Here is a 12,379-nt window from a genome sequence, read left to right on the forward strand (position 1 = left end):
TCGTATATCAGACAATATCCTTGATCCCGGTGACCTTGGCTCCCTTCGAATTGGATGCCACTACCTCAAAGTCCTTGAACGCAGGTACTCCTGTTCCGCCGGCTTCCTCGGGTACAAGTACATTGGACCACGGGCTGTTCACCATGTATGCGGTCCCGGGATGTGGCTGCTCGTATCCTGACTCAACGGCTTTAACAACGATACTGCCGGACTTGTTCTTAAGGATCAGAGTGTCGTTTTCCTTGATAGAGAGCTTTGTTATATCTTTGGCGTCGAGAAGGATTGTGGCGGAGAGCCGCTCATATTCTTCACCGAACAAGGATTCTACTTTAGCCGCATCCTGGAAAGCATCCCTGTATGTAACGATCCTCAGTTTTACCTCTGGTGATGAAAGAAACTGACCGAATCCCATTATAGTTCCTCCATTATGCGTTTCATAACATCTTCATCAGACAGGCGGTCGGTCTCGACCATCGGCTTCAGTTCGACCTCCACTCCGTCCATACGTATGGCAGCACCACCGCTTTCCACTCCGACAAGAGCGCATGGGATTGTAACATCAGCTTTCGTAGATGTCAGTGTCTGGCAGGGGTCTATGGTTATGAGCGGTATCTCTTCAAGATATCGGACAATTGAACGTGGCAGGCTGGAGAGCGGGTCTGCACCAATAACCAGCGCCGCATCAACTTCCTTTTTCCTCAGTGCCTCCACGACAGAATATTCAGGTCCGTGAAGCACTTCAGCGCCATTGAACTTTACCCGGTTTATGTAGCCCGTTTCCTTGAACAGGTTCTCGTTGAAACCTCTCATATTATAATGTCCTGCCATAGGTATAAGATGGAAACTGGATACCGAATTCAATTTATCCATGAACCTGTAAAGGGGTTCAAAGTCCTCAAGAGAGTAGATCATTCCAAGACCTGCGAATATTACACCGAACTTTGCCTTTTTCAGGATTCCTGCGAGTTCAAGCAATCGCTTCTTATCAAAATCATAGGATGTTTTAGGCACCTTGCCTGAAAGTGCACTTGTCAGTGCTTCCATGAACTCGGTATCACCCTTGACCGGAATCTGGTAAAGACCATTTTTTCCGCATATTTCGGCAGTGTCGGATTTCCTTACATCTATGGTAATTGCGGTACGGTCCTCTTCCCATCCCCTCTGGCGTTCTTTTCCCCGGGGGAAATAAGAATAGCGGGACATATGCCTTGGATGCGAGTTTGCTGGGTCTGAACCCCAGAAGATGAGCACATCGGCCTTATGCCTGACATCATCCAGTGTGCACGTCTTCAGTTTACTTTCTATTATGGCCTCTACCGTAGGACCATGACAGAAAGACGAAGTATCATCGATGTATCCGTTCGTCCTTCTGGCAATCCCTATTGCGATTTTCTGTGCGCCTGAACTTGAATTTGCATGCCCGAAAATCAGAGGGTTCTCTGCATTTTTCAGGATGCTTGCAGCTTCTTTTACAGCTAGGTCAACATCAGTCCTCTCACCTTTGACAGTGGAATCCAAAGGATGGCGGCAACCTTTAATAAACGCAACTCCTTTCCTGCAGGCTGTGTGAACCTTCGTCAGTTTTCCGCCTTCAATCTCCACACCGATATCATCGCACAGTAGTGCACAGCCTGTACACACATAATAATCATTGTCCAAATACATCCCCTCTTTACAGAAACAACTTACTCGATCATACAAATTCTATTGCCTTTGTCGGACATGTGTCGATGCATGCAACACAGAGTATCTTGTTCTCCCCAAAGCGCCGGCATTCCTGGACATTCATGGCCCTGACAATGCCATCTTCCACCTTCAGTATGATCCTGTCGCAGGTCGGAGCCTTTCCACTCCCGGCACCGGTCGGGTCCGCAGCCACGTTCACAGGACAGGCAACCACACAATTACCACATCCTATGCATTTATCCTCATGAACTATGAGTCCGGTCTCTGTAACATCACCAACCGGAGTTACCATCTCCGAAAGCTTCTGGTAATTTTCCCTGTATTTATCTTCCCGGACCAGGGGCGCACAATCCTCAACCTTGAACTTACGGGCAAGAAGATCAACAGCAAATGCCATACATGTGGATTTACCGCACTCCTTGCAGTTGGTTTTTGGAAGCAGTTGATATATCTCCATTACATTTGCCATTTTCAGTACCTCTCATCCGGTATAAACAATCCCTTCATACTCTGAAGAACAAAGAGCAGTGACAATTCCCTTCGTTCTTTATCTCATCCTCGTGGTATACACACGGACATATTATCTTGCGGTCCTCTGTTTCATCACCGGTGCGCAGCCTGCATGGGCAGTACTGCTTTCCATGTTCATGCTTGTTCCTGGAAAGCCCTTCGATGACCATGTGAAGCATCTCTTCATCGGGGTTAAGGATAAATCCTTTCTTGTTTGCATATTTTGATGCCCATTCATGTGTTTTTTCCATTATTGGTGCAAGATCGGTCATAGATAATCTCCGCTATATCAGATTAGAAGTATAAAATATATATCTGGACATCATTATTTATCAATTTCCCACAGGTAACAGTCCGGTTATCAGGTTTGCAGACACAGGGACAAAAAATAGGATGCCGGATGCAGGCCGGCTTATAGTAATCTCGTCTGTTCTGTCTGGCGCGGAACCTTAACCACAAGGAAACGGAAGACAGAATCACTTTCATTCATCAGCCTATGAGGTATCTTTGCAGGGCTGTCCACAAGCATGTCTTTTGTTATAGTTTTCTGCTCATCCCCTATCTCTACAATACCCTCGCCTTCAAGGACATAGAAAAATGCATCCACGGGTGTTGAATGCTTCTTTAATCCCTCCCCTGGTTTTAACTCTATGTGCATAACCTGTGCATGCTCGGTATCATAGAGCCTGTTTACGGCGACACCATGAGGATTATCCTTCTCCTCTGCATCTTTATAATTTGTTATTTTCATCTTTCCACTTCCCTGTTATTAATAAGCCTGCGTACTATTTAGTATTGTTTCAGTATTGTTACCTAAAAAGGTTTAAAGAAGAACCTTGAGATCTTCTTCAACTGTTGCATTTGGCCTGATATTGAACTGCTCGACCAGTACATTGAGTACATTCGGTGAGACAAATGCCGGCAGTTTCGGGCCAAGTGTGATGTTCCTGACACCAAGGCTTAGCAGTGCAAGCAGTACAAGAACTGCTTTTTGTTCGTACCATGCAATATTATATGATATCGGCAGATCGTTTATATCGTCAAGACCGAAGGCTTCAGCGAGTTTCTGTGCAATGACCACAAGGGAGTAAGAGTCGTTACACTGACCTGCATCTATAACCCTCGGGATTCCGCCGATGTCCCCTAGATCAAGCTTATTGTACCGGTATTTGGCACATCCGGCTGTAAGGATGACAGTGTCCTTTGGAAGAGCTTCTGCAAAGTCCGTGTAGTAAATCCTTTCCTTGTGCCTTCCGTCACATCCTGCCATGACGACAAACTTCTTTATCTGCCCGCCTTTGACAGCCTCGACGATCTTATCAGCAACTGACAATGCCGAAACATGTGCAAAACCTCCCATGATGGTCCCTTCTTCAAGCTGTTCAGGGGAATCACATTTCTTTGCCTGTTCAATGATGGCGGAGAAATCCTTGTTCCCATCCTTATCAGCCCTGATGTGGGCCACTCCATCAAATCCGACTACTCCAGTTGTGTATATCCTGTTGATGTAAGACTCCTTTGGAGGGACGATACAGTTTGTGGTCATGAATATCGGACCGTTGAACTTCTCGAATTCCTCTTTTTGCTTCCACCAGGAGCCACCGTAGTTGCCTACAAAGTTCTCATAACCCTTGAAAGCGGGATAAGAGTTTGCAGGCAGCATCTCTCCGTGAGTATAGATATCCACGCCTGTACCCTGGGTCTGTTCAAGGAACTGCTCGAGGTCACGCAGATCATGTCCGCTTATAAGGATACCAGGATTACCCCTTACACCAATGTTGACTGCTGTAGGCTCCGGGTTTCCGTAAGTGGTAGTATTGGCCTTATCAAGCAGTGCAAGTGTTGCGACACCCTTTGAGCCACACTCAAGTACAAGAGGAACGAGTTCATTGATACCCATGCTGTCATCCATTGTTGCCAGCAGAGCCTTTTCGATAAATGCCATTACATTTTCATCCTTGTATCCTAGGACATTTGCGTGGTGGGCGTAAGCGGCCATTCCTTTGAGTCCGTAGGTAAGCAATTCCCGCAGGGAACGTACATCCTCGTTCTCTGTTGCAAGTATGCCCGTATTTACGCTGGCCAGGCTCTCAGGTGTGACCTTTGCCATAAATGGCAGTTCTTCATCTGCTTTCGGGCCTGCTCCGAGAAGTTTTTCTTTGATCCATGCAGGGAATGAAGAACCCGACTTTTCATCGATCACCTTTGCACTTATAAGTTTCTTCTTGACGCCGTCCTTTATCTCAAAACCCTCGCCGATAAGCCTTTCAATATCTGCTTTACTGAAATTGGTATTTGTAACAGTGGCAAAGAGCCCGTCCAGTATGAATTGATCGGTCTTTGCATCATTAAGCTTGTTTGACCTTGCCTTTGAGTTATAGAATGCGATGCTTTTCAGCAGGTATATCAGATCATCCTGGAGATCAGCAACTTCACCGTTCTTTCCACAGACACCGTTCTTTGTACAACCGGTGGCATTCAGGGTTTCTTCACATTGATAACAGAACATATTTTTCACCATCCATCGTCTTAATATCTTTTGGATACTGCTATATTAGGGATACTTGATTATAAGCAGGGCAGTTTCCATCCGGATACTCCAAGACAGATGTATAAAATGTAAAAAGATTTCTCATACAACCGGTTCTGCAATTTTTAAGTGGAGGACATCCGAATGCTCTCCGATATTTTTCAGTTTACCCCTATTCTTGTCACCCAACCCTGAGGACCATCAATACGAATCGATGGTCCTGCTATGGAGATTTATTGGTTGTTGTAAGCCAACAGTTCATTTTATCTTATACTTGAATAACAGCATTATGTCCATTGACTAAACTGTTATGCACAGCATAAAAAAGTATACGATGTATGCGCCTGTAATTTAGGATGATTCGAGCCATGTGGTCAGTGTGGTTCCAGAAAGAGATCGTCGAATAAGAATTTTGAGCTCTGTAGAAATCCTGCTTATTGCAACTTTAAAGTCAGCAATTTCCAACTACTCTAAAAGAACGCAAGGATTTCTACAGACCCACGGGGTTAACACAGATTTGCAAAACGTTGAATATTTGAATCCCCGGAACAAACAAAATCCGTGTTATGCGGCGTCAATTCGTGTCTCAAATACAATCACAAATGTATTTCATCCGACTGCTACGCCGTCAAATCAGAATGGATACTTTAGAATATAATTTTACAGACACAGAAAGAACTGCCGCATTCTTCATGAACAATAATTTTAGCAAATCCAAAACTATATCTTTTCCCGCGTCGTCAATCCTAAAAAAAGGAAAAAATCAAAATGCGTATCGGAGTATATATCTGTCACTGCGGACTGAACATAGCCCATACCATAAACGTCAGTTCCCTGCAGGAGAAGGTAAGCGGCTTAGGAGACATTGCTGTTGTCAGGGATATACAGTTCATGTGTTCCGATTCCGGACAGGAATCCATAATCAGGGATATAGAGGAGAACGGACTTGACCGCGTACTTGTGGCTGCGTGTTCTCCCCACTTGCACGAGCCGACTTTCAAGAGGGTGCTCACGAAAGCGGGCCTGAACCCTTTCATGCTGGAGATGGTCAACATCCGCGAACAGTGCTCATGGGTACACCAGGCAGAGCCACAGATGGCGACCCAAAAGGCTTTCGACCTTATCCGGATGGGGATCGCGAGACTGAAACTGCTCTATCCGCTGCAGATAAAGAAAGTGACTGTCACTAAAGACGTGCTCGTCATCGGAGGCGGGGTGGCAGGCATCGAGACTGCGTTGACACTTGCCGATTCAGGTTATCATGTATATATGGTTGAGAAGGAGCCCACCATCGGCGGCAAAATGGCCCTGCTCAACGAGGTATTTCCAACAAACGATTGCTCCATCTGTGTGCTCGCACCAAAAATGACCGATGTGCAGAACCATCCGGATATCGACCTGATCACAATGGCGGAGGTCAGCGAGGTCAGCGGTTCTGTAGGTAATTTCAATGTAACTGTAAAGCGCAGACCAAGGTATGTGGATGAGGACAAGTGCAAGGGCTGTGTGGAAGAATGCGGTGGCGTGTGCCCTGTCGAAATGTCCAATCCCTTTGATTCCGGGCTGGGTAAGGCCAGGGCCATCAATATGCCGATCCCGCAGGCAGTCCCCCAAGTAGTTTACATAGACAATAAGTACTGCGTAGGCTGCGGATTGTGCAAACAGGCCTGTCCTGCTGATGCTATTGATTATGAGCAAATGGAAGAAACCCTGGAGTTCACAGTCGGTGCTATAGTCCTTGCAACGGGTTACAAACTTTTTGATGCATCACGCAAAACGGAGTACGGATACGGCATCTATCCCGATGTCATCACAAATATGGAGCTCGAACGTTTGCTCAATGCCGCCGGTCCGACAAGGGGTAAAGTAGTGGTCCCGTCCACAGGTAAAATTCCGGAAAAGGTTGCTTTCATCCAGTGTGTGGGCTCAAGGGACGAAAAAGTGGGCAACCCATATTGCTCCAAAGTCTGCTGCATGTCCAGTATGAAGAATGCCCAGCTGCTCAAGGAACGCTATCCTGAGATGGATATTAACATTCACTATATCGACATTCGTGCATCAGGCGAGATGTACGAGGAATATTATATCAGAACCCAGTCCATGGGTATAGATTTCACCCGTGGCAGGGTTGCGGAGATCCTGCCGGACAGCACAGGCAGGCCTAACCTGCGCTATGAGGATACACTGGCAGGCGAGATTCATGAAGAGCCATACGACATGGTAGTCCTGGCCACAGGTCTGGAAACCGTATCCGATGCAGATAAGATTTCCAGGGCCCTTAACCTGTCCAGGCGCCCGGATCGCTTTTTCGCTATAGCTCATCCCAAAATGCGTCCGGTAGATTCACATGTCAAGGGTATTTACATAGCTGGGTGCGCCTCGGGTCCTAAGGAGATACAGGTTTCCATAGCACAGGGCAGTGCAGCTGCTTCCAAGGTCATGCAGCTGCTTTCAAAGGGAGAGCTGGAGAGCGATCCGCTCAGTGCACATGTTGATCCGGATGCGTGCATAGGATGTGCTATCTGCGCCGGTGTATGCGAGTTCAATAAGATCAGCATGACAGACCATAAGGCTGTGGTCGATGAACTGTCCTGCATGGGTTGCGGTGCATGTAGTGCGTCCTGTCCTTCAGATGCGATATCCATGCGCAACAGCACCGATGAGCAGATAATCTCACAGATCCGTGCAGCCACTGAGATAAAGTCCCAGTTCCCACTGATCATTGCTTTCCTGTGTAACTGGTGCAGCTACACCTGTGCCGATCTTGCAGGTGCATCCAGAATACAGTATCCCAGCAATATCAGGACCATCAGGGTCATGTGTGCCGGGCGTGTGGACCCTGCATTCGTGCTGGAGGCCTTTGAGCAAGGGGCTGACGGTGTGCTTGTTGCAGGATGCAGGCTGGGCGAATGCCACTACATCTTTGCCAATTACAATGCAAAGCACAGGATGGAGGCCCTGCAGGGGGTGCTCGAGGACATCGGTATCGACCCGGGCAGGTTGAAGATGGAATGGATATCCGCTGCAGAAGGTGAGAAATTTGCCAGAACTATCGAGAATATGGTGGATCACCTGGAAAAGATAGGACCTATCGGTTCCGAGCTTCTGGAGGGGACGCAATGACCAAAAAGTCAGAGGAAGATTCACTGACAGTGGCAAGGGATATGGACATAGATAGCTCCCACTTTATCTACAAACTGATCACGGATGAATCAGTTAAATACCTTGATTATGATTACAAACGCTGTGTGGGCTGTGGCATATGTGTTGGCATCTGCCCCACAAAGGCCCTGGAGCTGGGACCCATGCAGGAGATATCTACAGGCTTGGATGCTCCTCCGGTGATGATGGACCTCGAAAAGTGCACTTTCTGTTCAATGTGTGCAAACTTCTGCCCTGTAAATGCATTCAAGATGAACACCGAGGGTGATTTTCCAGAGCATGGAAAGTTCCCGGAGTTCGATTCATATGTCAGGATGAACGAAAAATGCCTGCCATGTGCCCTCTGTAAGGCAGCATGTCCCGAGGATGCCATTGATGTGGAATTCACCTTCCCGAAAAAAGAGGAGATAGCACCATTCAAAGAAGATGCTGAGGGTGAGATCGAGATCGATACCGATAAATGTAACTTCTGTGGACTATGTGCGGAGTTCTGTGATGCTTTTTTGCTTATTGAAAAAGAGCCGAGCCCTACTGACCCCTCACCTTTCGAACTACTGATGGTGGATGAGGATAAATGTGATTACTGTGTGCTATGCCAGGACCTCTGCCCTGAAGATGCTATCCGGGTTAAAGGAGAAAAGAGAGGCGAAGCTCCGCAGATCGAAGGCAATGTGAGCGTGGATGAGGAAAAATGCACCCGATGCACCTGGTGCCAGGTAGTATGTCCCTACGAGGCAGTTGACCTCAAAAAACCCTTTGAGGGCGAGCTCAGGCTTGTGGATGCAAATATAAATGAGTGTGACCCCCAGGGTTGCCATGGATGTTTCAATGTCTGTCCTTCCCATCTCTGGTATGTACCTGAGGACGGAGATGCCAGAATTGCGATTAAGGAAGACTACTGTATATATTGTGGAGCCTGTGTCAATGCATGCCCAAAGGATGTGATGACGGTTTCACGAAGTGCTGTATCTCATACGGAGATACCAGACTCGCCCTGGGCAGACCAGTGGCGTGATGCCGTAAATTCCATGACTACCGGAAAAAGACACTTGCCCGACATCTCCCGCACCCTTGAGGTTGAGAGGGAATCCCTCAGGGAACATGTTGAGGTCGAGTTTCCCAGGGTCGACGGGTCCTTGCTTAAAATGGCAAGAGAGCGAATCGAAAAAGCAAAACCCGGCCTGAAAAGTCCCAGGATCAGGAAGATGCTGGAAGATAAGTCCGCTTCCGAGGTCAGGGCTGAGTTCAGCAAAAAGAACGGATCTGAGAACGAACAATAACTTTATACATGCTTATGTGTTTTCATGTGTGACACTAAGCAACAATATATATCCTGCAGGATACCAGAGATCATAATCATTTACATTATAATTTTGATTGATACTAATATTGGTGATATTTTCCATGAGCGACAAATTCGACTATGCCGGACTCGGTTTAAAGTGTGGTCTTGAGATACATCAACAGCTTGATTCAAAACAGAAGCTCTTTTGCAGATGCCCTACACTGATCAGGGAGACCGGCGAATCGACTTACGAATTCTTCCGTTACCTGCGGCCTACTGCAAGTGAGATGGGTGAAACGGACAGAGCTGCCCTGGAGCAGTCCAAACTTAAGCGCAAGTATGTTTACAAGGGCTATGATACAACCTGCCTGGTGGAGAACGATGATGAGCCACCCAAAGAACTTGACAGGGAAGTCCTGGGAATAGCACTCAGTATTAGCAAGCTCCTTAAAATGAAACCTGTGGATCAGGTTCATGTAATGCGCAAGATCGTAGTGGACGGCTCCAATACATCGGGTTTCCAAAGGACCGCTTTCCTTGCAAAGGACGGCCACCTCGACACATCAGTCGGGCCTGTTGGTGTTGGTGTGCTCTGCCTGGAGGAAGAGGCATGCCAGAAAATAGAGGACAGGGGCGACTCTATCATCTATTCACTTGACCGCCTTGGTATTCCCCTTGTCGAGATAGGCACGGACCCCGACATAATCTCCCCTGCACATGCAAAAGAGACAGCACAGCAGATAGGCATGCTGCTGCGCTCAACCGGAAAGGTCAAACGTGGCCTTGGTACCATACGCCAGGACGTGAACATATCCATTGCAAAGGGAGCCCGGGTGGAACTTAAAGGTGTGCAGGCACTGGACATGATAGAGACAATTGTCGAGCATGAGGTAGAACGCCAGGTCAATCTGCTTGCCATCAGGGACAAGCTTCTGGAAAGACATGCTTCAGCCTGCGATACTGTATTTGATGTCACTCATCTTTTCAAGGAAACTCAGTCCAAGGTCATAAAGAAGGCACTTAAAAAGGGTAAGGTTCTTGCCATCCTGCTCCGGGGATTTGCAGACTTTGTGGGCATGGAGATCCAGCCTGGCAGACGTCTTGGTACCGAGTTCTCGGACCGTGCCAAGACCTCTGGTGTTGGCGGGATCTTCCACACTGACGAACTTCCAAATTATGGCATCAGTGAAGATGAGGTCCGGGTCCTCCGGGAGGCCGTTGATGCCGGTGAGAATGATGCGGTCGTAATGGTGGCAGATGCTGAAATACGTGCACAGGGTGCTATGGAGAGCGTTATTGTCCGGGCAAAGGAAGCACTTGACGGAGTGCCCGAGGAGACCCGCCGTGCATTGCCTGACGGGAACAGCTCATATCTGAGACCTCTTCCCGGAGCCGCAAGGATGTATCCTGAAACGGATGTTCCCCAGACAGAGATCTCTGCGGATTATTTCGGGTCAGTTGATATGCCTGAACTGCTGACACAGCGTGCAAAGCGCTTTGAATCGGACTACGGTTTGCATAAGGAGCTATCAGAAAAAATCGTGTATTCGACTTACCTCCCCCTCTTCGAGGATATAATGCAGCGATTCGCTGACAATCCTGATATTACTGCAACGCTTGCTGTCAGGACGCTAACAGGTACGCTTCCGGAACTCAGGCGTGACGGTGTGGAAGTTGACAATCTTGAGGACTGCCATTTCACAGATATCTTTGCCCGGCTTGCAGAAGGAGAGATCGCAAGGGAAGCGATAGATCCTATATTAAGGGCAATGGCACACAACCCCTCCCTTAATGCTAAGGATGCAGCAGAGGAACTTGGTCTTGGAGGAATCGATACTGAAAATCTCGAGGAGTTCATTGAATCCGTTATCCTTGAAAGGCAGGATTTTGTCAGGGAAAAAGGTCTTGCAGCAATAGGCCCTCTAATGGGTCCGGTAATGGCTGAGTTCAGAGGTAAGGTTGACGGGAAAATTATAAGCGACATCCTAAAACAAAAGGTTAATAAATATATAGACTTATAATATATTTATCATGTCTACTTCCCCATATGCCTCTTATCCAAAACATGCAGCCGTGCTCATACTTATTGCGCTGGTATTTTCGTTAGTGATATTACTGACACCCTTGGTATCTGCCGGTCTGCTTGCCCATGAAAGCGTACAACTGACCAATGGCTCTAACTATAACCACCCATCCTGGAGTCCGGACGGGGAAAAATTAGTCTTTGCTTTCGATCAGGCCATATGGAGCATGAACTCCGATGGCTCGGGCAGGAAGAAACTCTACGATAACCTGGCATGGGAAGGGGACCCGGTATTCAATCGTAACGGCAGCAAAATATATTATGCGACCGAGAGCAAGAAGGCCTATTCTTCACGCTACATAAGTATACACGTCATGGATGCCAATGGCGGCAATGTTCTAAAACTTACGGAAACCGCCGATGCCAGAAGTCCTTCTGTAAGCCCGGACGGGACAAGGGTCGCCTATATCTCAAGACTTGCCGGGAACTATGATGTATGGATAATGGACATAGACGGCACTAATAGTAAACGGATAACCGACAGTCCCGGTCATGAAAGTTCCCCTTCCTGGAGCCCTGATGGGAGCAAGCTGATTTACTCACTGGATGGTGACATCCTTGTTCAGAATACGGATGGCATAAACCCGATTGTACTAACAAGCAATTCTTATGATAATATTGATCCTGCATACAGTCCTGACGGGAGCATGATAGTATTTTCATCAGATCAGAGTGGAGACTATGATCTCTGGCTTATGGGTGCTGATGGTAAAGGTTTTACAATGCTGACATCTGCAGCATCTGATGAAAGAGCCCCTGCATGGAGTCCGGATGGCAGCAAAATAGCCCATATTTCCAATGAGAATGGAGGATACAACATCTGGGTAATGACATTGAAAACCGGGAATATGGAACTGGAAGAAGCAGACGTTCAGGAAGATGACCGGGAAAAGAAGCAACTGAATCCGTATGTAGAAAGGATCAGGGTCTTTGCCACTGAGAGTCCCAGGTCTTTCATTGTATCCGTACTTATAATCTCATTTTTAATGGTGAGCTTTATAGTTTACTCCTTCCTCAGAAAGATTCGTTAATTCGATCCTTTCTTATCTTTTCAGCCTACGCATTCAGACTGAGACTCATCGTAATACTTATAGCCTATTCCTTACATGTAGGCGCAGGTTCG

The 12,379-nt window shown here is 47.3% G+C and carries 10 protein-coding genes; 4 read left to right on the forward strand and 6 right to left on the reverse strand.

Annotated features, from left to right (window positions below; genetic code table 11):
• Positions 1 to 7 precede the first annotated feature (7 nt).
• From CUN85_RS06550 to hcp, 6 genes are all read right to left on the reverse strand, one after another.
• Entirely contained in the window at positions 8 to 412 is a 405-nt protein-coding gene (locus CUN85_RS06550) for a molybdopterin dinucleotide binding domain-containing protein (protein WP_135389527.1), read from the reverse strand.
• On the reverse strand, positions 412 to 1,659 hold the full coding sequence (locus tag CUN85_RS06555) for a formylmethanofuran dehydrogenase subunit B (protein ID WP_135389528.1): 1,248 nt from the start codon (positions 1,657 to 1,659) through the stop codon (positions 412 to 414). The genes CUN85_RS06550 and CUN85_RS06555 overlap by 1 nt, the downstream gene beginning before the upstream one ends.
• Before the next feature lie 34 nt (positions 1,660 to 1,693).
• Complete coding sequence (locus CUN85_RS06560) at positions 1,694 to 2,155, reverse strand: (Fe-S)-binding protein (protein ID WP_135389529.1); 462 nt, start codon at positions 2,153 to 2,155, stop codon at positions 1,694 to 1,696.
• Positions 2,156 to 2,189: 34 nt separating this feature from the next.
• Positions 2,190 to 2,468 (reverse strand): ferredoxin-thioredoxin reductase catalytic domain-containing protein, encoded by a 279-nt coding sequence (locus CUN85_RS06565; protein WP_135389530.1) that lies wholly within the window; start codon positions 2,466 to 2,468, stop codon positions 2,190 to 2,192.
• A gap of 140 nt (positions 2,469 to 2,608) precedes the next feature.
• Entirely contained in the window at positions 2,609 to 2,947 is a 339-nt protein-coding gene (locus CUN85_RS06570; protein WP_135389531.1) for a cupin domain-containing protein, read from the reverse strand.
• Between the two features lie 72 nt (positions 2,948 to 3,019).
• Positions 3,020 to 4,705 (reverse strand): hydroxylamine reductase, encoded by a 1,686-nt coding sequence (gene hcp / locus CUN85_RS06575; RefSeq protein WP_135389532.1) that lies wholly within the window; start codon positions 4,703 to 4,705, stop codon positions 3,020 to 3,022.
• Positions 4,706 to 5,494: 789 nt separating this feature from the next.
• On the opposite strand from hcp, the gene hdrA2 reads away from it, so the two are divergent.
• The 4 genes from hdrA2 to CUN85_RS06595 all read left to right on the forward strand — a co-directional run bounded on the left by hdrA2 (position 5,495) and on the right by CUN85_RS06595 (position 12,287).
• Entirely contained in the window at positions 5,495 to 7,849 is a 2,355-nt protein-coding gene (gene hdrA2 / locus CUN85_RS06580) for a CoB-CoM heterodisulfide reductase HdrA2 (protein WP_135389533.1), read from the forward strand.
• Positions 7,846 to 9,168 carry a 4Fe-4S binding protein gene (locus tag CUN85_RS06585; RefSeq protein ID WP_135389534.1) on the forward strand — a complete coding sequence of 441 codons (1,323 nt, stop codon included), beginning with the start codon at positions 7,846 to 7,848 and terminating at the stop codon, positions 9,166 to 9,168. Before hdrA2 ends, CUN85_RS06585 begins: the two co-directional genes overlap by 4 nt.
• Positions 9,169 to 9,292: 124 nt before the next feature.
• The gene (gatE, locus tag CUN85_RS06590; protein WP_135389535.1) at positions 9,293 to 11,194 is read left to right on the forward strand and encodes a Glu-tRNA(Gln) amidotransferase subunit GatE; all 1,902 of its coding nucleotides are present in this window, start codon (positions 9,293 to 9,295) and stop codon (positions 11,192 to 11,194) included.
• Positions 11,195 to 11,204: 10 nt separating this feature from the next.
• Entirely contained in the window at positions 11,205 to 12,287 is a 1,083-nt protein-coding gene (locus tag CUN85_RS06595; RefSeq protein ID WP_135389536.1) for a TolB family protein, read from the forward strand.
• The last annotated feature ends 92 nt before the right edge of the window (positions 12,288 to 12,379 follow it).

The organism is Methanolobus halotolerans (genome assembly GCF_004745425.1).
In the GTDB taxonomy this organism is placed as follows: Archaea; Halobacteriota; Methanosarcinia; order Methanosarcinales; family Methanosarcinaceae; genus Methanolobus; species Methanolobus halotolerans.